Here is a 21,382-nt window from a genome sequence, read left to right as displayed (position 1 = left end):
TATGCTACAGTCCTTCAGTATTATTTTTTCGATTGCCGCTTTTTTTAGTTTTGTAAACTATAAGTGGCTAAAAATGCCTGCTACCATAGCACTTATGCTGATGAGCTTAGTAACGGTTGTAATCATTACTTTAAGTAAGAGTATTGCACCTGATTTCTATCAATTCTTTTGTGATATTGTTGCTAATTCTGATTTTAGAAGTTTACTATTGGATGGTATTTTAAGTTTCCTTTTGTTTGCAGGAGCACTTCATGTAAATATTGATGAGCTAGCAAAAGAGAAATGGCCTATCATCTTATTTGCCACACTAGGAGTTTTGATTTCTACATTCATTGTAGGTGGACTTACTTTTGGAGCAGCACAATTAATTGGTATTGAATTACCTTTTTTACATGCGCTTCTTTTTGGAGCATTAATATCTCCAACAGATCCGATTGCTGTTATGGCTATTCTAAAAAAAGCAAACATTGCTAAGAGTTTAGGAATTAAAATTGAAGGCGAATCTTTGTTTAATGATGGAATCGGAGTTGTTGTGTTTTCTGGAATACTAATCCTTACAGGAATGGGAGAACATCATGGAGAAGGTTCGGTTGGTTTAGAGATTGGTAAACTATTTCTGGAAGAAGCTGTTGGAGGAATCGTATATGGTATGCTATTAGGCTTTTTAGGATATCAAAGTATAAAATCTGTAAGAGAAAATCCTCAATTATCAGTCATGATCAGTCTTGCTATTGTAATGGGAGGATATGCATTTGCTTCCTTAATACACGTATCTGGACCATTAGCAATGGTAGTTGCAGGAATGATAATTGGTAATAAATTAAATGTGGCATCCAATCAAGGAGCAACAAGAAAACTGATCAATGATATCTGGGAAGTACTTGATGATGTTTTTAATGGTATTCTATTTGTATTAATTGGTTTAGCCATACATCTATTAAAATTTGATGCTAGTCATTTAACCTTAGGTATTATCGCAATCTTTATTGTGCTTTTCTCCAGATTTATTTCGGTTTTTATACCTTATTCTCTACTTAAGCATTCGGAAATGAGCCCTATAAAAACGGTAACTATATTAACTTGGGGTGGTTTACGAGGTGGTATCTCTCTAGCATTGGCACTAAGCTTAGCAGACAACCCTTCTTCTGAAGTCATATTATATATAACCTATGTAGTTGTGTTCTTTTCGATAATCGTGCAAGGACTTAGTATTGGGAAACTAGTTAAAAAACTATATTCATAATCGTATTCAATATATGGAAGATACTAATCAAGAGATAACAGATAAAAAGCAAATCAAACAATTAGAGAAGTTACAGGATAAGGATCTAATGAAGGAGTTAGAGGTGGATAAAGATGAATTGAAGGCTTTAAAGAAAAAACTTGCTAAAATAGAACCAAGACCAGAAAAAGGAGTAGAAACTTTATTTAGGCTACTTTCTAAAAATCAATATACCCTAAACTCCATGATCGACAGGAAATCTAATATTTTGATTTCCATTAATGCGTTGATACTTTCCATTGTTTTAGGAACTGTGCTGGATCAATTAGATAGAGACCCTCATCTTATTTATCCAGCTATGCTCATACTGTTTACCAATCTAGCCTCTATTACATATGCCGTAATAGCAACAAGACCAGAATTAAAACACGGCGATAGAAAATCTAACAATCTAATGTTTTATGGTAATTTTCATGAGATGGAAGAAGAAACCTATGTAAAAGAGCTGACAGACTTGATGAATCAAGGAGATGAACTATATAAAACCATCGCCAAAGACACCTTCCATCTCGGAAAAACAATGGATCGAAAGTTTAAATTACTGCGCAAATCATTTAATGTTTTCCTTATTGGTATTATACTCTCTGTAGTTGCCTTTATGCTATGTCATTTACTTTTCGGAGGATATTTTGGGTAGATTAAAAGAATATAGAATTATATAAAATTAGTGATATTAGCTAACCTTTTTATATCAATAATTTTAATGATATTTTCTTTAATTTCTATAAGTTTCTCTTCTTTAAAATCATGTAAAACTCTAACTAACGATTCTATTGATGTACCAACAATATTACTATGATCTTTTCTAGATAACCTAATATTGCCATTTTCATTAAAAAATTCTTCTAATTTAATAATAGACAAAGCCGTTCTTTCTCTAACATTATGTTGTGCCAAAATCCTAGAATTATTAGAAAAAACTCCAAATTCATGACTAATAATTTTTAAAAGACAATGAAGCATCTCTCGATTATTTTCTACAGTAGAAATAAAAACATCTTTAGGAATTAAATGAAAAACACAATCTGTTAAACAAGCTGTAGAATGAGAATATGTTTCTTCGCATAATAAATTATGATGTCCAAACAGACCATTTTCTTTAATCAAATGAAAAATATGTTCCTTGCCGTTTAGTCCGGTACAGTATTTTTTTACCTTACCTGATTTTAAAATATAAACTCCTGTCGGAATAGCGCCTTCATGAAAAAGCACCTGACCTTTTGTAAGCTTTATAACAGACTTGTTTTCATCAAATCGATTAATGATTTCCTGAGGGAAGTTTTGTAAAAAAGATTCACTGATAAATGAATATCTTTTATGAGGGAAAAGAATATTTATCATAATACAGTATGGAGTTAATTTTTCTAAATTTAAAAAAATATTTCCCCAAATAACTATTTAATTAACGATGAATATGTAAATAAATTTCATTTAATCACGTAAAAACCTGTTTTTTAACTAATACCTGACGTACTCAATTTACAAAGAAAGTACATATAAACTTTTAGAGTAAAAATCATAGGTATTTCTTTAGATCGCAATAAAATATTGGTTTTGCAAAAATCGAATATTGCAATAGAATAGTATCCTAAATGGCAAATTAATAATACAAATTTACTTATCTTTTTATTTTTTCATCTTTGCTACAATTGACATTTATCAACTAATTAATTGATAAATGTAGTGAGGACAATCAAAATAAGTACTTAGTTTTAGACAAACATTTTATCATATAATCAAATGAAATCATCGTTTAATTCACAGCAAAAATTAATCTTAATTTTAAAGACGTCTACTTTCCTGATTTTTTTAGGAAGAGCCTATCAGCATATCGTATGGGATGCACCGTATAGAGCTCTTTTGTGGGATGAAAGCATTCTAAAAGGTGTTGTCGAAAATATTTTTGGAGTTAGCTGGAATGACTATGTAACTAGTCTCTCTGCGGCCAGTTCAATTTCTTTTTCTATCAAAATAATTGGTTTGTTTTACCTTTTTTGTGCCATAGCTACCTTATTCATAAAACCTAATATGAAAAAACTTGGTAAATTGTTTTTACTAGGAGGAAGTATAGGCCTTTTTATTCTGGCACTTTTATATTGTAAAGAGAAGTTTTTTCACGTAGGCCAGTTTTTTGAATATACTATTCAATTTATCAGTCCTGTATTACTTTATATGGTTATGTTCACAGCTACTGAGTTTAAAAAGATACGATTAATTGCTCTAATTGCTATAGCACTTACCTTTAGTTGTCATGGCTTATACGCTATAGGATACTACCCTAGACCAGGGACATTTATAGATATGACATTAAATACACTACCTATTACCGAACCTAGTGCACACTTAATGCTTAAAATAGCAGGGATTCTAGATTTTGTAGTAGCTATCGCTATTTTTATTCCTAGAATATCATATGCGGCATTAATTTATGCATTTATCTGGGGAGGACTAACTGCTATAGCTCGTTTGGTAGGACATTTTCATATTGAGTTTCTAGGAAATACTTTCAGTCAATGGACCTGGGAAATGCTTATTAGACTTCCGCATGCATTAATTCCTTTATTTATAATGATTGCTGATCGACCAGAAATACGTCTATGGGAAAGACTTTCTGTTAAGAAAAAAACACAAACTATTTAATTTAAAAAATCATTATAAAACATCTCAAATTAAATCTAAAAAACTGCCTGAAATCTATTCCAGGCAGTTTAAAATAACTAAAAACTAAAGCTCTATTGCTTAATGAACTTTATACTACTTATTTTACCTTTTCTATCCTTAATACTAACAAAATAAACTCCTGCGCTTAGTTTATCTATACTATAAATTTCAGTTTTTGATCTAAGAGTAATTTGCCCCACTACGCTTCCAAACATATCTCTAATAATTGCTTTTGATTCTTGTACTTTGTCATAATTAGGATAAGTAATGTATAACAACCCTGATTTAACTGGATTAGGATGAACGCTCAAATCAAATCCTAAAGTATCATTATCATCTGTAGAAGCATCATTGCTTACATTAGAAGAAGTTAAATTGGTAGGTGTATAGTTAGCATATATAGAATAGTTAAAATCGGCTTGAGATCCGCTACCCATATTTGTAGGCATATTATTACCACTGGTAGACCAGCTCGTTCCACTAGCACTATATCTTCCATTAGTTAATCCTCCTCCAGTTACGTATGAAATACTAGTGGTATTTCCGGAAAAAATCCAAGCTAACCATATTCTCTCTCCGTTATTAACATTGATAGGGCTTTCTAAAGAAACAGTTTGCCATCCTGCAGATGAATCTGCCGTTACTTCCGAGGTCTGTCCCAATTTAGCACCTGGCTCTCCATTATTATCAGAATACACCCCTAATTGCATATCGCCACCACTAGCAGCAAGATGTATAACCATACTTTGTAACACCCCATTCTCTGGCATAATATATGGCATTGCTCTTCGATTAGTTGTGGCTATATTTCTATCTCCTATAGTTATAGTTCCCACTGTAAACAATTGGGTTGGAATAGCAGTTGTTGTTACATTTATTACAGTACTATTACCCGATACATTACCTGCTGTGTCTTTGGCTCTTACTACAAAGCTATATATTGTTTCAGCAGAAAGTCCTGTAACATTAAAGTTAGTGCTAGCAGATGTTCCTATACTAATTCCGTCCCGAAATACTTCGTATATAGTTACAGCTACATTATCTGTAGAAGCTGTCCATGATAAATTAGTACTGTTAGATGTGGTATTAGAAGCGATCAGATTTGTTGGAGCACTTGGTGCCTCATTATCTGGAACTGATGAAATGATACTAAGGTTGTCTATTGTCATATCACTTGTAAAATTATCACCTGTAGTTCCTTTTATTTGTAATTTTATCACGTTACCACTATAGGCTACTAAACTTACAGTTTGAGAATTCCAGTTATTTCCCTGATCACCTGATAGACTCCAGATGGTTCCCCAGTTAACTCCGTTATCCGTAGATATCCTTATCTCCAAAGTCCCCATCGCGGCACCAAACATATGATAATCAAAATTGAGTTCAGGGTTTGGTTGATTGGTAAGATCAATACAAGGACTTGTAAGCAATGCTATTTTGTTGGGGAATCCTGTACCATTTCCAGTGGCTTCCGTGTAGATGTAATTCGTACCGTCATTAGCGGCTGTTGGCCCTGTATTATTTGAAGGAGTTCCTCCACTATCTACAATCCAGTCAAAATCGTCGTCGGTTTCCTGTATCCAAACACCAACACCAGATTCAAAGCTTTCAGTATATGGAAAACTTGTAATTCCTGCACAAGCGGGTGGAGCTGTTGTCGTTATATTTATTGCAGTACTATCTCCAGACACATTACCAGCGGCATCCTTAGCATTCACAGTAAAACTATAAGTAGTTTCGGCAGTAAGTCCAGTGATACTAAAATTGTTAGTAGGAGATGTCCCTATACTAGTCCCATTTTGAAATATTTCATAAGCACTAACACCTATATTATCTGTAGAAGCTGTCCAAGACAAGTCTGTACTACTTGATGTTGTATTAGAAGCCGTCAAATTCGCTGGTGTACTGGGCACCTCATTATCAGGAACTACATTAGCATTCACTCCATTAGCTATCAAAGAAAAATCTTGAGAACCATTAGTTAATGATCCTTTATGAGTTACTGTTATGGTATAAGTTCCTGCGGCCAAAACAGCATCTATTTTTTCTACATTATCTCTAAAGTTATCGCCTCTTTGAGCTGGATCTGTATAATTATTGAAGTTTGCATTAGGAACCATTACCCATGGCGAATAGGTAGTACCATTTCCTGTTACTCTAACATCCAAATCATTTACCAACACAGGGGTTGATGATGATGATGATTGTACCGTACCTGCGGGATCCTGCCAAGCGATCGTTAATGCCAGAGGATTTGACCCATCCGAAGTGACTGTTTTAGTATATGTACCTCCATTATTTAAAGTTAGTTCATCCATAATAGATGAACTGCCATTATTACTAATCACTTGAGCTGCACGTTCAGCATTAACTAATCCCCAACCTGCACTAAAATCAGGACCATCATTTGCACCTACCTCATCAGCAGTATCTATTATTAAAGCTTTTGCCGTGGCCGCTCTCATATATACACCATTTAAATTTTTATAATGCTCTTGTAGTAATGCTATGGTACCTGCAGTTGCCGGTGTAGACATTGAAGTACCTGTTTTTGTACCATAATCTGTATCACTACCACTATCACAAGAATATACATTACGACCATTATTAATGATATCGGGTTTAATCCTCCAATCATTAGTAGGACCATAAGAACTACTTGTCCATACACTTACAGAAGATGGTCCAGTATAATTTGGAACATCGCTAGCATTTGCTACGGTAAAAACATTTTTTGCCAAAGTACCTGCTTTAATTATGCCATAAGTATTGCCTTGGTTTGCGGCTGCTTTACAATGTAAATAAAATGGTGCATTATAAAGCACATCATCAACATCTCTCGATATAGTGACATAAGTTCCTGATGAAGTATCCTTGTTACTATTCGAATTATTTCCTAAGATACCTCCTGCTGCTGCAAAGGATGCTACTTCCCCTATCCAACCAGAAGCTGTGTAATTTTTTACGGTTGCACCGGAAGCCATTCCTCGGGCTGAAGGATCAACACCACTAGCAATTAAAGTTCCGGCCGTATGAGCTGCATGACTTGTGTTTGATCCTCCATCACCAGCATTTGACACTCTGTTCGATCCACCCGCACCGTCGAATTCCCTATGCGTTGCTCTGGCATATCCGCTTTCCCATACACCAATTTCTATACCCGCACCGGATAAATTAAGTCCAGATAATCCACCTTGCCAGATTCGATTTGTACGACCTGAGGTTGCTGCATCAACATTACTATCAAATGAATAAACCAGGTTTCCATTCTCATCAATTCCTGTAGGAACACCTACTTGGCCTTCTTTATTTATAGCCTGTCCTTGACTGTTTATAATTAATCCTTTTGAATTAACCATTTGCCCTTTCGAATTCTTTTTATAAGAAGTTTTTAAGGACTCTACTTTAACAAGAATTTGCTTCTCTAAAATAGTAGCTTTACTTTCTATTTCTTTTAAAGCTTTTATATTAGTACGTTGTTTAATATAAGTCCTATCATTAACATCTTGAGCATAACTTTGAAATACTAGGAAACAACCTAGAACAACAAGAAACAGGCTACTTAATTTTGGCTTGTTATTATTTTTATAGTGATACATATTTTTTGGTTTTAGTAAATTGCTTTAATGCAAGTCATCAAGAGATTTAGAAGAAAAAATATTTAACTTTAGGAAAACCTTTGGGTTTTAAATTATACTCGAGATTGCTAAAGCAAAACATCGAATAATTTATTCATTAAAAAGATAATTGTTTGCTCTACATTCTCTCAATCATTACTGTTGTGTATAGTGAGAAATACAGAAAACAATAAATAAGGGTAAGAGAAATATATTTTATATGAATAAAATTAAATTCTGAGATTTTACGAAAGTTAGTATGAAAAACTGTCTGGAATAGATTCCAAGCAGTTTTAAAAATTAAAGCTCTATTTCTTAATGAACTTTATACTTATTTTACGTTTTCCTTCCTTAATGCAAACAAAATATACTCCTGTGTTTAGTTTATCTATTTTATACGTTTCGGTCTTTGATCTAAGAGTAATTTGATCCACCAATCTACCAAACATATCTCTAATGATTGCTTTTGACTCTTGCCCTGTAGTATGACTAGGATATGTAATATGTAACAGTCCTGATTTAACTGGATTAGGATGAACATTCAAATCAAATTCAGAACTTTTAATATTACTAGTAGTTACGTTACTACGCACTACCAAGCTATGAGGATTATCAATAGTAACAACACTACCTCCGGCTGGATTCCATACATCAATATTTGAAGGCAGAGAAAATAAATTGTTATCATTCACCTGACCAACACTACTTGCATTATCAACTTTGATCGTTCTCATTATGATTTGGTTTTGATCAACCCATAACCATTTAAACTGGTTAAATGATCCTGCGGCTCTAGTCCAGTTTTTTGTATCTGAAGCACCTCTTAAAGGAGCACCCCAACATCCTTCTCCAACATATACCGCTCGTTTAGGATCGTTATCAACCCTTACAAAACCTTCATCACTTCCGGTATCTGTAGAGGGTTTGATTGGCCAAGTACGTTTCACTACGTGAGAATCACTCTCCATTACCAATTGTACAGCATGTGTATAAAATGGTTTTGACCACGCCTCATATTGATCATTTTGTTCAGATTTACCTGGCTCATGTGGTCGGGTCGATCTATGGTACTGAGCAACTGCCCATGTATGACTAGCTGAATTAGCTGCCAGATCATTGGCTAACCAAGTACCTTGTGTACCAGCTGGAGTAACCTCAGTATTTAAGGTATACGTTCTCATTAGATTTCCACCAAAACTAAGGGCATAGTACTCTCCTCCTGCTCCCGTTGGGATGTCAAATAAATCTCTAATATCGTTAGAGCTCTCATGGTTTCCTCTCGCTGCAACAACAGGAATCATTCTTCCGTCAGATCCAATAGTTAACTGCCAATCATTAAACCAGTTTTGCCATTGTGAGCTATTACTAGAACTCGTCATATCTCCTCCAAACAGTACCACATGAGGTCTAATCTTAGCAACTAGTCTATTGGCATTCTGTCTTGGGGTACGATTATTTCTAGAATCTCCTCCGGCAACAATTGATAATCTCGTTGTAGGATCATTAGGTGCTGTCTTAAACCAATACCGTTCTGAAACGCCTTCACTATCTCTAATTACAAAATAGTATGCTGTATCGGGTTGAAGCCCTGTTAATCTAGCATAATTATTATTCATCCCTTTACTAGAAACTGTTCTGTCGACAGTTTTACTTAAAGGGTATGAACTTGAGCTAGACCCAAAATCAGTAGTTCCATAATGTACCACAGGGTTTGTTCCTCGTACTTGATTCCATCCTATAACCATAGTTGTAGAAGGGTCTGTTCTCCAGGTCAAACGATACTTCTCTGTAGAAGTACTAATTACAATAGCCTCTGTAAATGTTGCCGTTACAGATTTGTTAGCGTTCATAGTCACAGATGATGGGTTTACAGTTCCAGATAAGGCACCAGACCATCCTGTAAATTCCCAACCTGCAGCAGCAGTTGCTGTAACGGTAGCTGTTTCTCCATTATTGTAACTTCCGCCACCGCTTACGGTTCCCTGACCTACTGTATTGATAGTCAATGTATATTCTGCAACATTAGTAGTGGTAACATTAATTACACTACTATTGGCAGAAACATTACCAGCAGCATCTTTGGCTCTTACACTAAAACTATATCCTGTATTTGCCGTAAGACCATTCACACTATAACTAGCAGTTGTAGGTGTACCAATAATTGTATTGCCTTGATATACATCATATCCTGAAACACCAATATCATCCGTAGAAGCGTTCCAACTTAAATCTACTGAAGTGTTTCTTACATTTGAAGAAGTTAAATTGGCAGGCGCAGAAGGAGCCTGTGTATCAACAAATTGTGTATAATTGGCATATATAGAATATCTAAAATTCGCCTGACTTCCGCTTCCATAACTTGAGGGTATATTATTTCCACTTGTGGACCAAGTTGTTCCTGCAGCACTATACCTTCCAGGGCTTCCGGTAACATAAGCAACACCTGGATTGGTTGAAAGCATCCAAGCTAGCCATATAGTATCGCCGTTACTAATAGTAATAGGATTTTCTAAAGCAATAGTCTGCCAACCTGTGGTTGTGTTAACAGATGTTACAGTAGTTTGTCCTAGTTTGTTACTAGGCACTCCATTATTATCAGCATAGACGCCTAGTTGTATATCTCCAGAACCTCCTACAACATGGATAGCAATGCTTTGCAGTGTTCCATTTTCGGGCATAGTATAAGGCATTGCTCTTCGGTCAGCGTGAGTAGATGTACTGGTTCCTATGGTTGTAATTCCTACGGTAAACAATTGAGTAGGAATAGCTATTGTTGTTACATTTATTGAAGCACTATTACTAGATATATTTCCTGAAGCATCCTTAGCTCTTACTGCAAAGCTATATGTAGTTTCTGCAGAAAGTCCTGTAACATTAAAGTTAGCAGCAGTAGATGTTCCAATTACAGTTCCATTTTGGGAAATATCATATCCACTTACTCCGATATTATCGGTAGAAGCTATCCAAGATAAATTAGTACTGTTAGATGTGGTACTAGAAGCAGTAAGTCCAGAAGGAACAGATGGTGCTTCATTATCAACAATTTCGCTAAAAGTAGCTGTTACACTTTTATCTGCATTAAGAACCACTGTATCAGGATTAGTGGATCCAGAGAGTGCTCCACTCCATCCATCGAATTGCCAGCCAGAGACAGGTATCGCTGTAATGCTAACAGAACTTCCTTCATTATAGATCCCTCCACCGTTTACAGCACCTTGACCTACTGTATTGGTTGTTAGTGTAAAAGTGGTAGGGCCTTGACCTGTAGAATAGTTTGCATATATAGAATAACTCCAATCACCTTGTGATCCGTTACCTATGTTTGTAGGCATATTATCACCACCTACAGACCAGCTTGTTCCAGAAGCACTATACCTTCCATTTTCCAAGCCTCCTCCAACGATGTAAGAAATACTAGTCCCACCACCAGAAAAAATCCAAGCCAACCATATTTTTTGTCCATTATTTACGACAACTGGACTTTCTAGAGCAATGGTTTGCCATCCTGCACTGGAGTTGGCAGTTGTTTCTGCTGTTTGTCCTAATTTAGGTCCTGGTACTCCGTTATTATCAGAGTATACTCCTAGTTGCATATCACCACCACCTGCAGTAATATGTACAGCAATACTTTGCAATACTCCATTCTCTGTCATGGTATATGGCATTGCTCTTCGGTTGGTATTTGCAATAGTTCGATCTCCTACAGTTGTTATTCCTACTGTAGACAATGGAGCTGATTGCTCCAGTAATTTAACATTGGTAATAATATTAGTAGTACCAGGTGTCATTTTTAAATTCTCTCCGTCTTTATTATTTCGTGCGTTTACGAATATCGAAAACAACAAAACAGTGACTAGAAAGAATAAGTTCTTTCTTGAATTCATAAGTTGAGTTTTAAGTATTAAATTTTTGTGTTAGAAAATTGGTTTTAAGATTTTAATAAGAAAATCTTTTATGTCTGAAATGACATTGGGGTCGAGGAAATGTAATTTTGTTTTTTTTGTTTTAGGTTTTTTGAGTTTTCATATTTATAAGTTGGTTAATAATTAAAATGATATGGTACCTATTAATTAAGACGTATAAAAACTTGATTGCCCCTAGTTGATTATTACTTTTATCAGAAACTAATGTTAAGTACTCATTTTCAATAAGTTAACACTTTAAATCTTTCAAAAAAATCGATTATAAGTATCTGGATTTGATATCTATCAATATAAGTCTTGACATTTATCAATTATCGTTTTGATTTATATCAAGTTGTAGTTTTATTTATAGTATTTTCTGAATTTTTAGTAGTCTTGGGGATTAGTTATTTTTTAATTTTAAAACGTTAGAGTAATTAGTTTTTAATACACTATCGCTTACAATCTTTAGAAAATAGTTGTTCTCTTCCTAAATAAGAAAGGAAGGTTAAATCCATTTATAAATAAAAAATAAAACGTTAACCTACTTTCATTTTTAAGTATAAATGAGAACAACCTGTTTTGATTAATAGGCTTTAAAACGCAAAGTAATATTACAAATGAGGGTTACATAATTGATTTGTATCAATATGTTTAAAATCCTTTACTGATAAAAACAATAAGAAGCAAGGAGTTTTGATTTCATGAGTTTGTGATTAGTTTATATTTATTTGTGTTAGATTGTATTCCAAAAATACTCACTTGTTATGATTTAAATCCCCGTATTGATCAAGTCAAATAATGATAATAATCAACAAATTCGTTGATCATTATCATTTCTTTACAATGTAAATTTTTAATAAAGAAAGCACATAAAAAAAGCCACTTGAAATACATTTCCAAGCAGCCTAAAAATTCGAAAATTTTTCTGGGGTAATCTATCAACAAATACCTAAAAGATTATGTCTTAATAAATCTTTGAGTTACTTTACCTTTTTTAGTTTCAATATTGATAAAGTAAATACCTGATTTTAAATTATCGATATTATATGTAGTTATTTCGGGTGTAATAACTACTTCATTAATAACTTTTCCAAGTATATCTCTAATGATCACCTTTGATCCTACTACTTCTTTCGAATTAAGATTGGAAATGGTTAGTGCGCCAGATTGTATTGGATTTGGATATACTGTAAATCTAGCTGGCGCATCTACATCTGTTACACTCAAGACACCTCCGCCATGTGGATTATCTATGGTAACCACAGTTCCTCCTGATGGGTTCCATAGATCAATATTAGATGGTAATGTAAACAAGTTATTATCACTTAGTTGACCGACACTACTGGCATTATCCACTTTAACAGTTCTAAGTTCTATTTTACTCTGATCTATCCATAACCATTTAAACTGGTTGAATGACCCGGCCGCTCTTGTCCAGCTTTTAGAATCATTTGCACTTCTTATAGGAGCGCCCCAACATCCTTCTCCGACATATATTGCTCTATTAGGATCAGTATCTACTCTTATAAAACCTTCATCGTTTCCAGAATCAGTAGATGGCTTGATTGGCCAGGTACGTTTCACTACATGAGAGTCGCTTTCCATTACTAACTGTACAGCATGAGTATAGAATGGTTTTGACCAAGCTTCGTACTGGTCGTTCTGTTCTGATTTACCTGATTGATGAGGCCTGGTTGCTCTGTGATATTGTGCCACTGCCCAAATATGATTTTCTGAATTCGCAGCCAGATCATTTGCTAGCCACGTTCCCTGCGTACCTCCAGGAGTAACCTCAGTATTTAAAGTATAAGTTCTTATTAGATTTCCTCCAAAACTTAAGGCATAAAATTCTCCTCCAGCTGCTGTTGGGATATCAAATAAATCTCTAATATCGTTAGAGCTTTCATGGTTCCCTCTTGCGGCTACAACAGGAATCATTCTCCCATCAGAACCAATAGTTAATTGCCAGTCATTAAACCAATTTTGCCATTGAGAACTTGTAGAATCATCTGTCATATCTCCACCAAATAACACTGCGTGTGGTCTTAATTTAGCCACCAATCTATTTGCATTTTGCCTGGGCGTACGATTATTTCTGGAATCTCCGCCTGCAACAATTGATAATCTTGTAGTGGGATCATTGGGTGCAGTCATAAACCAAAATCTTTCAGAAACACCTTCGCTATCTCTGATTACAAAATAATATGCGGTATCAGGCTGTAAACCGGTTAATCTGGCGTAATTATTATTCATCCCTTTACGGCTAACAGTCCTATCCACAGTTTTACTGGATGGATATAAGTTATAATCAGTCCCAAAGTCTTGCGCACCAAAATGAACTACAGCATTACTACCACTTATCTGATTCCATCCTATCACCATAGTAGTTGATGGATCTTCTCTCCAGGTAAGACGGTATTTGTCGGTATTACTCCATGCTATCGTTATAAAAAGCAACGTAAAGAAAAGCAATAGGTTCTTCCTTAATTCCATAATTATGTAGATTTGTGTTAAGCACTTCAAAAATAATTAAATTTGAAGTATCTAGATTTGGGTATTTGTCAAACCAATGATTGATATATATCAACTATTATATTGATATTTAGCAAGTAAACACTACTCATATAATAAAATATTGAGTAAAACGGGCTCTTTCAAAAGTTTTTTTATCAACTATTAAACCAATTAAAAACAAGACTATTTCATCACTTTTGTATAATTGTGTTATGTTTTCTAATTACTGAGAGTTATGAAAAATTAGTAGCTTTTATTAGTTTATCCATGTTTATGATAGAAATGATATTCTTATTAATTTCTATAATTGCTTCTTCTTTAAAATCATGTAACACTCTGATTAAAGATTCCACAGATGTGCCTACTATATTGCTATGATCTTTTCTTGATAATTGAATATTAGTATCAAAAAACTCGTGCAATTTTATAATAGACAATGCTGTTCTTTCTCTCACATTATATTGCGCTAAAATTTTAGAATTATTAATAAATACGCCAAATTCATGACTTATGTTCTTTAGGAAACAATATGCTATTGCATTATTATTTTTAATAATGGAAAGAAAAAAATCTTTGGGAAGCAAATACAATAGACAGTCCGTTAAACATGCTGCAGAATGAGAATATTTTTCATCACATAATATGGTATGATGACCCAAAATTTCATTTTCTTTCATCAGATAAAAGATATGTTCTTTACCATTTAACCCTTTCGTATATTTTTTTAGTTTCCCAATTTTTAATATGTATACTCCATTTGGAATAGTGTCTTCGTGAAATAATATCTGGCCTTTTTTTAATCTCAACTGAATTTTATTTTCTTCTATCAAAGATGAAATATCACTTGGGAATTCTTTAAAAATATCAATATTAAAAAAAGAGTATCGGTTTTGAGAAAAAAGTGTATTAATCATAATAAGATGAGTATAGGTTTGTGTTTCAAAGCATATAACCGCTATGCTCCAAAACTCCCTACCCTCTAGTCTTAAATTATTTTCAAAAAAAAGGAGCTGTCAAACGACAACTCCTATCTTTTGGGGCATTCATGGTCTAAAAAATTAAATTAAGAAATTCTTAATTAATCATCAGCCTTACTTACAATTCTCCCGTTTAGTGGCTGAGTAGGTCTATAATTTTCATGCATGATCTCTTTAAACCTTTTTAGCTGATTATGAGACGCCTGAACAGGTTTCTTCAATACATACCAAGTTACAATTTCTGAACAAGCAGGAGTTGTCAATGATCCATTGTAGGTATAGAACTCCATTTCATTTGGTAATATATCTACAATATGGTATTCTTCAGTATTCTTATAATAATCCCCTTTTTGTTGAGGAAGATTATTCATAAATTGAGCTAGCACTTCATTTTCTTTTCCTTCTTTAAAGAAAACTCCGATCACCGCTAGCAATTTTGTAACAGGATCCTGATGTACTAAATGCATCTCCATAGGATATCTTTTACCATCTATGGTATGCTCACTACCTGTATGAAAATGAAATTGTAATAGATTATAATCAATATTGTTTAACGAAGCAGAACTTCCGGCCTCATAATCAAACTGAATCGTATGCCCGTTATTAAAAATTTCAGTAGCACTAGTTGTATAATTCATATTGATATTATTAAGATTGTCGTTTTCATGAACAACGCCTGTTACAATATCAATTGGAGATTGTGAATTCCCATTACAGTCTACCCAATCGCCATTACAAAGGTCTCCCCAGAACTCAGGACCTTGGAAGCCTTCATATTCAAAATTACAATCAGATGAAGGAGAACGATTTTTAAATTTATATCCTAGTGTCATTTCGTCATTTTCAGAAACTCTTTTTATATCCTGATCTCCTATCTGTTCGTTTTGATCAATATTACAGGAGGTTACTGCAATACTTAGCGTTAAAATTGTTAGGGTTTTAAAAGTTTTAAGTTTCATTTTTATATGAATTTATATGTTAGAATGGGTCAAAATTATTCATTAACAATGACACCAACCTATATATAAATCAACTCCAATTATGATTTTAATCAGATTATAAATTGATCAATCTTTATGCTACTTTTCATTTTATAGTACTTTTTTATCAGGAAATCTAAACCAGAATAGAACTAAGAAAATTCATAGTAGTCATACTGATTTATTTACTATGAACTCAGATTCTTACCTTTATTTAAACCACTTCTAACTATTCATACTTTCCTAAAGCTCTTTTTAATTTTCTATGGATTCTGGAGCGTAAACGTTCTGGTTGTAACACTTCTATACTATCTCCAAAACCAAGAATCAATCGTTCTAACTCAAAATTCATTTGAACCCTAATACTAAACGTAGCACTTCTTTCATCCTGTGATACAACCTCTTGTGAAGTATGAAATGGTTTTGTGGTTACATAAGGTGCATTCTGACTATCAACTCTAAATAATATCAACTCAGGTGTTACATTTTCTGAAACGGTAACTCCTACTACATCTTTATAATACACATCTCCATCAATATGCTGATCTATATATGAAATACTTTCATCAGAATTGTGGATACTAACGATTCTATCCAATGCAAAAGTGGTCAGCAACTTCCGTTTATGTCCTATAGCCAATAAAAACCATCGGTTATTAAATTCTTTCAATAACTGAGGATGAATAGTAATTTCTGTTTCATCTCTTGCCTTAAAAGATTTATACGTAATCTTCAATACCTGTTTGTTTTGTATGGCATGATATAAGGTATCAATATGCTCTAAACCCTTTAGTTGTTCATTTTTTTCAAGATGAATAATCGGGATATTATCTTTCTGAGTTGCATATACAGAATCTTCTAACCGCTCTAATACACCATTCATCTCCTTAAAAAGAGAAAAATCCTTAAACTGTCTCAATATCTGTATGGATTCATTCATGATTTTAATATCATGATCCGTCACCGGAATATTCATAATACTGTAATCCTCTTCTGCATATCGATAATATTTACGCTGATACACTTCTATCGGCGCATTATAGCCCAATTTATCACTACGCATCATCTGGATATCCAACTGCACGGTTCTTTTACTTACATATACATCTTTTCCTTCATATTCATATAAAGCATCAGAACAAGCTTCAATAAGATCATCTAAAACCCACTGTTTAAACTTATTACGAAGACATTGATCAATCGTTTTATACCGGATTAATGCATTTTTATTAGAAGCCATTTTAAAAATTTTGGAAAAAATAATAAATAATTTCAACTACGCAAAAAGAATGCGTACTGATCCCAGACATTTGTACTATAAATAATAAACAAATAAAGATTTCGAATACGCATAGCAAGGTTTTTGTATAGCGTATCATTCAATTAACAATTAAAAAAATACAACAATGAAGTTTAATCAATTTTCTAAAAAGGAGCAGGAGACCAGAAATTATCTGTTAGCCGATGCATTTGCAGGCTTCTACGGATTAGGGTTACACACTTCGGTTGTTAATTCTACTCCAGGAAAAATGCCAACTGTAAACGGTAACATAGCACTGGAAAAAGCGCTGAAATTAATTAGCATGAACATTTGTGAAGTGCTAGTAACAGACAGCTATACTTCTCATATAGTTTAGATTTTGTAAGCTGTAAAGAGTGATGGTGAAAGCCAAAAATTAGTTACAATTTTATCAAAGTAATAGTTTCCTCTCCTTTGGGAGAGGATTAAGGTGAGGGCTTTAATGCCTTCATCCTAACTCCTAAGCGTCATCTCGCCCATCGCAGTGGCGTTGTCGTCCAAGGAGAAGGAACTCTAAAAACTTTTTAAAACAACTAGCTACTTAATCAATCACTTATTGTCAGAGTACAATAACTACTTATCGAGTATTACCAGTCATTATTTTCTATGATGCTTATTGAAAAACAGCTACAAAACATGTTTTGTACGTCTGCTTATATCGAGCAGATCTAAACTGTTAGTCTGAGATGTCACACTGAGATGTCACACTGAGCTTGTCGAAGTGTTGTCGAAGTGGCGTCTGAGCATAGTCGAAGTGGCGTCTGAGCGTAGTCGAAGACAAACTGATCTGCATACAATCCAAACCACAGCTCGCTGCTACCCAAAAAAGGGAAAGTAGGGTATCACGACTGTACGAGGATCACTTTCCCGAACTAACCGATCATTTCCCATAGGTACTAGGTATGTGGGCACATACCAGCTGGGGTTGCAACCTATGGGCGTACCCCAACAATTGGAATATCAAACAACTAACGACATGAAAACTTTAAAATTTTTACTATTAACCGTCTTATTAAGTCTAAACTTCGTTTCTTGCGACCCACCTTCTGTCAATGAAGAGCTTGGAGTCGAAGAAGTTGAAACTTTAGGTTTTACTGAAGATGATGATGAGGAAGTAGGTGCTTAACGATTTGGATTTGATAATAATTAAATCAATCACTAATACTATCTAAATATCATTATAATAATTTGAGGAGGGAATTTTATAAAATAAGTCCCTCCTTTTTTATACTTATCCTAGATAATCTTTAATTTAGATACTTAAATAATTCCTATATGAGGCTTTTAAAGTGGAAGACTTTATTTATATGTGTTTTTGGTATTTTTATCAATTGTAATGAAGATAAAAAAATCATAAAAAATAAAACCTCAACACCTAATATAGTTGATAGTCTAATAACTAAAGCTGGAATTAAAACATTAACTAATCAAGAACGTGAACTAGACCTGACAAAAGCCTTAGAGCTTGTTAACACATTTGATGATTCCTTAATTAAAGTTGATAAGTTGCTGGAAATAGCAAAAGCATATTATTATTTAAACAATTATGAACAATTAAAAAATGTAAATAAAAAAGCTTTAAAGTTATCAGAATCTTTATTTGATTCGGTTGGAATGGCAAGATCCTATGGTTATAAAGCTATACCATATAGAAATAAAAAGCTGGATAGTACGTATAAATATTTTTATAAAGCTGCTAAAATATATAAAAGCTTAGACAAAAATAAAAGTGTTGATCCACTTGAATACGCATTTGACCATGGTAGAACATTATTAGATTTAGCAAAATTATCCAGAAAAGTAAAAGATTATAGCAATAGTGAAGACCTAACAATACAAGCTATTCAGCAATTCAAAGTAGCAGGCAATACAACCTATATACCTTTATCTTATAGCAATTTAGGAATGATAGCCAAACAGTTAGAGCTACTGGACGATGCAATAAAGTATCACTTTAAAGCTATGGAATATGCCGAAAACACTGATAGAGACACACTTTACAAAGTCATTTCCTATAATAATATAGGTACAGCTTATAAATCTCAAAAAGAATATATTAAAGCTAAAGAATACTACAATAAAGCCTTATCATACAAAGATTTTTTACGAGACAAACCTAAGAGATACGCTCGCTATATTGATAATTTAGGCTACGTGAAGTTTCTTTCAGAAAAAAATAATGATAGTGCTTTACATCTATTTAATAAAGCATACAAAATACGGGATAGTATAAACGATGTCGTCGGTCTTTCCACAAATTCTCTTCATCTAGCAGAATACTACCTATCTAAAGGAAACGATAGTTTATCTAGAGTTTTTGCTGAAAAAGCAAGATTAGCCGCTAGGGCAACCTATGAAAATATAGAATTACTCAGATCCTATCAATTGCTCACACAAGTTTCTCCACCCGAGGAAGGTAGGGAATATGCCATGAAATATATTAAGTTAAGCGATAGCCTTACTAAAAGAGACAATCTTTTTAGAGATAAATTTGCCAGAATACGTTTCGAAAGTGACAACTTACAAAAAGAAAATGAACAGAAAAATAAAGAAATCGTCGAGGTCCAAAACCAAAACACTATCTACCTTCTTGGACTATTATTACTAGTTACATTTATTGGGTTTCTGATTTACTTTTCTAGGCAACGTAATCGATATCTGGCGCAGCAAAACAAAATTGTAGAATTCCAAGCGGCTTATGAAACAGAAACTCGGATTTCTAAACGATTACACGATGAGTTAGGAAATGATATTTTTCAGGTGATGATGCAGTATCAGCATGATCCACACGATCCACAAATCACCAAGAAACTTAATATCGCCTATACCAAAGCTAGAGACATCTCTAGAGAAAATAGTGAATTCGAGGTAGATGAAACCTATCTAGAAGAATTGACGGATATGTTAACCAATTACACCAAAAACAATATCAAACTCATTCTTAGAGGTCTAGAAAAAATTAGCTGGGATACCGTAGACAAAAATCTAAAAATCACCATCTACAGAGTGTTACAAGAACTCATGACCAATATGCAGAAACATAGTCAAGCAGATCTGGTAGCGGTTGTGTTCAAAAATGAAAAGAACAAAATGATCATAAAGTACTCCGACAATGGTGTGGGTATCCAAAAAGATGATATAAAATCAAAAAATGGACTCCGCAATACGGAAAAGCGTATTCAAGCTATTAACGGAACCATTATCTTTGACTCAGAAATAGACAAAGGCTTTAAAGCTGAGATTAAAATCCCGTGTTAAAAAGGATCAAATATGTTTACAAAAGTATTGGTAGCAGAGGATTATGAAATCGCCAATCAAGGTATTGTAAAAGTACTGAACGATGAAGTTGGAATTTACAACATTCACGAAGCTCAGTATTGTGATGATGCGTATTTAAAATTTAGAAAAGCACATCAGGATGAAGAACCGTTTGAGTTGCTAATCACAGATCTTTCTTTTAAAGAAAATCATAAAGTACAAACCAGAACTTCTGGTATTGAACTCATTCAGGATATTCGAAACATACAACCCGATATCAACGTGATCGTATACTCTCAAGAAAGCCGACCTGATAAAATAAATATGTTATTCCAAAAACTCAATATAAATGGCTATGTATGTAAAGGTCAACATGCCATAAAAGAATTAGTAGACTGCATACAAGGAGTATACAAAGGAAATACCGTACTTCCTCCAGAAGTAAAAGATGCTAATCAAGATAACATCATCAATCTCGATGATTTTGATATCATGCTTTTAGAAGAGCTGGCTCTTGGGTTTACCAAAAAAGAGATCGTACAGAAATTAAAAAAACAAAAAATCTCTCCTAATAGCGAAAGCACCATTGACAAAAGAGTCAGTAAACTTTTTGATGATTTCAAAGCTAAAAACACTACCCATTTAGTAGCAATCGTAAAGGATTTAGGATTGTTGTAAAATATACTTTTAATTAATCAAGTGAATAGTATCGTTTCCTCTCCCTCTGGGAGAGGACTAAGGTGAGGGCTTTTAATTTTTTCCTGTTACCTCGAGCGGAGTCGAGAGGTTGCTTACTAGTTAGCTCGATAGGTCTCGACTCCGCTCCTTTAGATTAGCAAATAAATAAAAAGGATTAATTTTAGAAAGAGAAAAGGAAGAAAAGTAAAC

At 33.8% G+C, this 21,382-nt stretch carries 14 protein-coding genes; 7 read left to right on the top strand and 7 right to left on the bottom strand.

What is annotated here, in order from left to right; genetic code table 11:
- Window position 1 precedes the first annotated feature (1 nt).
- Together Q0975_RS27055 and Q0975_RS27050 are read left to right on the top strand one after the other, a co-directional pair.
- Window positions 2-1,243 (top strand): sodium:proton antiporter, encoded by a 1,242-nt coding sequence (locus tag Q0975_RS27055; RefSeq protein ID WP_299443654.1) that lies wholly within the window; start codon window positions 2-4, stop codon window positions 1,241-1,243.
- 13 nt (window positions 1,244-1,256) lie between these two features.
- On the top strand, window positions 1,257-1,919 hold the full coding sequence (locus Q0975_RS27050) for a Pycsar system effector family protein (protein ID WP_299443652.1): 663 nt from the start codon (window positions 1,257-1,259) through the stop codon (window positions 1,917-1,919).
- Window positions 1,920-1,936: 17 nt separating this feature from the next.
- On the opposite strand, the gene Q0975_RS27045 is transcribed toward Q0975_RS27050, so the two are convergent.
- Window positions 1,937-2,623 carry a Crp/Fnr family transcriptional regulator gene (locus Q0975_RS27045; RefSeq protein ID WP_299443650.1) on the bottom strand — a complete coding sequence of 229 codons (687 nt, stop codon included), beginning with the start codon at window positions 2,621-2,623 and terminating at the stop codon, window positions 1,937-1,939.
- A 399-nt stretch (window positions 2,624-3,022) separates the two neighbouring features.
- Between Q0975_RS27045 and Q0975_RS27040 the strand changes: the two genes are divergently transcribed.
- Complete coding sequence (locus Q0975_RS27040) at window positions 3,023-3,922, top strand: hypothetical protein (protein WP_299443648.1); 900 nt, start codon at window positions 3,023-3,025, stop codon at window positions 3,920-3,922.
- 92 nt (window positions 3,923-4,014) lie between these two features.
- Here the strand turns inward: Q0975_RS27040 and Q0975_RS27035 are convergent, their stop codons facing one another.
- From Q0975_RS27035 to Q0975_RS27010, 6 genes are all read right to left on the bottom strand, one after another.
- On the bottom strand, window positions 4,015-7,542 hold the full coding sequence (locus tag Q0975_RS27035) for a S8 family serine peptidase (RefSeq protein ID WP_299443646.1): 3,528 nt from the start codon (window positions 7,540-7,542) through the stop codon (window positions 4,015-4,017).
- A 326-nt stretch (window positions 7,543-7,868) separates the two neighbouring features.
- Window positions 7,869-11,444 carry a fibronectin type III domain-containing protein gene (locus Q0975_RS27030; protein ID WP_299443644.1) on the bottom strand — a complete coding sequence of 1,192 codons (3,576 nt, stop codon included), beginning with the start codon at window positions 11,442-11,444 and terminating at the stop codon, window positions 7,869-7,871.
- Between the two features lie 978 nt (window positions 11,445-12,422).
- Window positions 12,423-13,958 (bottom strand): fibronectin type III domain-containing protein, encoded by a 1,536-nt coding sequence (locus Q0975_RS27025; protein WP_299443642.1) that lies wholly within the window; start codon window positions 13,956-13,958, stop codon window positions 12,423-12,425.
- 254 nt (window positions 13,959-14,212) lie between these two features.
- The gene (locus Q0975_RS27020; RefSeq protein ID WP_299443639.1) at window positions 14,213-14,893 is read right to left on the bottom strand and encodes a Crp/Fnr family transcriptional regulator; all 681 of its coding nucleotides are present in this window, start codon (window positions 14,891-14,893) and stop codon (window positions 14,213-14,215) included.
- 164 nt (window positions 14,894-15,057) lie between these two features.
- Entirely contained in the window at window positions 15,058-15,915 is an 858-nt protein-coding gene (locus tag Q0975_RS27015; RefSeq protein WP_299443636.1) for a carbonic anhydrase, read from the bottom strand.
- Window positions 15,916-16,165: 250 nt separating this feature from the next.
- Window positions 16,166-17,176: a WYL domain-containing protein gene (locus Q0975_RS27010; protein WP_299443634.1), complete on the bottom strand. Its 1,011-nt coding sequence runs from the start codon at window positions 17,174-17,176 to the stop codon at window positions 16,166-16,168.
- Between the two features lie 166 nt (window positions 17,177-17,342).
- Here Q0975_RS27010 and Q0975_RS27005 point away from each other — a divergent pair, with 166 nt between their 5' ends.
- From Q0975_RS27005 to Q0975_RS26990, 4 genes are all read left to right on the top strand, one after another.
- Complete coding sequence (locus Q0975_RS27005; RefSeq protein WP_299443631.1) at window positions 17,343-17,573, top strand: hypothetical protein; 231 nt, start codon at window positions 17,343-17,345, stop codon at window positions 17,571-17,573.
- A gap of 597 nt (window positions 17,574-18,170) precedes the next feature.
- Window positions 18,171-18,362, top strand: a complete 192-nt coding sequence (locus tag Q0975_RS27000; protein ID WP_299443628.1) for a hypothetical protein — start codon at window positions 18,171-18,173, stop codon at window positions 18,360-18,362.
- 149 nt (window positions 18,363-18,511) lie between these two features.
- Window positions 18,512-20,494, top strand: coding sequence for a tetratricopeptide repeat protein (locus Q0975_RS26995; RefSeq protein ID WP_299443625.1), 1,983 nt, complete (start codon window positions 18,512-18,514; stop codon window positions 20,492-20,494).
- Window positions 20,495-20,506: 12 nt separating this feature from the next.
- Window positions 20,507-21,172 carry a response regulator transcription factor gene (locus tag Q0975_RS26990; protein ID WP_299443622.1) on the top strand — a complete coding sequence of 222 codons (666 nt, stop codon included), beginning with the start codon at window positions 20,507-20,509 and terminating at the stop codon, window positions 21,170-21,172.
- Window positions 21,173-21,382: the final 210 nt, after the last annotated feature.

Origin of the sequence: uncultured Aquimarina sp. (assembly GCF_947500065.1) — a bacterium.
In the GTDB taxonomy this organism is placed as follows: domain Bacteria; phylum Bacteroidota; class Bacteroidia; order Flavobacteriales; family Flavobacteriaceae; genus Aquimarina.
This window is presented reverse-complemented; position numbering and strand designations above follow the sequence as displayed.

Bases quoted from the DNA above. Each gene is read 5' to 3' on its own strand.
- Q0975_RS27055 (WP_299443654.1), top strand. From the start codon at position 2: ATGCTACAGTCCTTCAGTATTATTTTTTCGATTGCCGCTTTTTTTAGT.
- Q0975_RS27050 (WP_299443652.1), top strand. From the start codon at position 1,257: ATGGAAGATACTAATCAAGAGATAACAGATAAAAAGCAAATCAAACAA.
- Q0975_RS27045 (WP_299443650.1), bottom strand. From the start codon at position 2,623: ATGATAAATATTCTTTTCCCTCATAAAAGATATTCATTTATCAGTGAA.
- Q0975_RS27040 (WP_299443648.1), top strand. From the start codon at position 3,023: ATGAAATCATCGTTTAATTCACAGCAAAAATTAATCTTAATTTTAAAG.
- Q0975_RS27035 (WP_299443646.1), bottom strand. From the start codon at position 7,542: ATGTATCACTATAAAAATAATAACAAGCCAAAATTAAGTAGCCTGTTT.
- Q0975_RS27030 (WP_299443644.1), bottom strand. From the start codon at position 11,444: ATGAATTCAAGAAAGAACTTATTCTTTCTAGTCACTGTTTTGTTGTTT.
- Q0975_RS27025 (WP_299443642.1), bottom strand. From the start codon at position 13,958: ATGGAATTAAGGAAGAACCTATTGCTTTTCTTTACGTTGCTTTTTATA.
- Q0975_RS27020 (WP_299443639.1), bottom strand. From the start codon at position 14,893: ATGATTAATACACTTTTTTCTCAAAACCGATACTCTTTTTTTAATATT.
- Q0975_RS27015 (WP_299443636.1), bottom strand. From the start codon at position 15,915: ATGAAACTTAAAACTTTTAAAACCCTAACAATTTTAACGCTAAGTATT.
- Q0975_RS27010 (WP_299443634.1), bottom strand. From the start codon at position 17,176: ATGGCTTCTAATAAAAATGCATTAATCCGGTATAAAACGATTGATCAA.
- Q0975_RS27005 (WP_299443631.1), top strand. From the start codon at position 17,343: ATGAAGTTTAATCAATTTTCTAAAAAGGAGCAGGAGACCAGAAATTAT.
- Q0975_RS27000 (WP_299443628.1), top strand. From the start codon at position 18,171: ATGGGCGTACCCCAACAATTGGAATATCAAACAACTAACGACATGAAA.
- Q0975_RS26995 (WP_299443625.1), top strand. From the start codon at position 18,512: ATGAGGCTTTTAAAGTGGAAGACTTTATTTATATGTGTTTTTGGTATT.
- Q0975_RS26990 (WP_299443622.1), top strand. From the start codon at position 20,507: ATGTTTACAAAAGTATTGGTAGCAGAGGATTATGAAATCGCCAATCAA.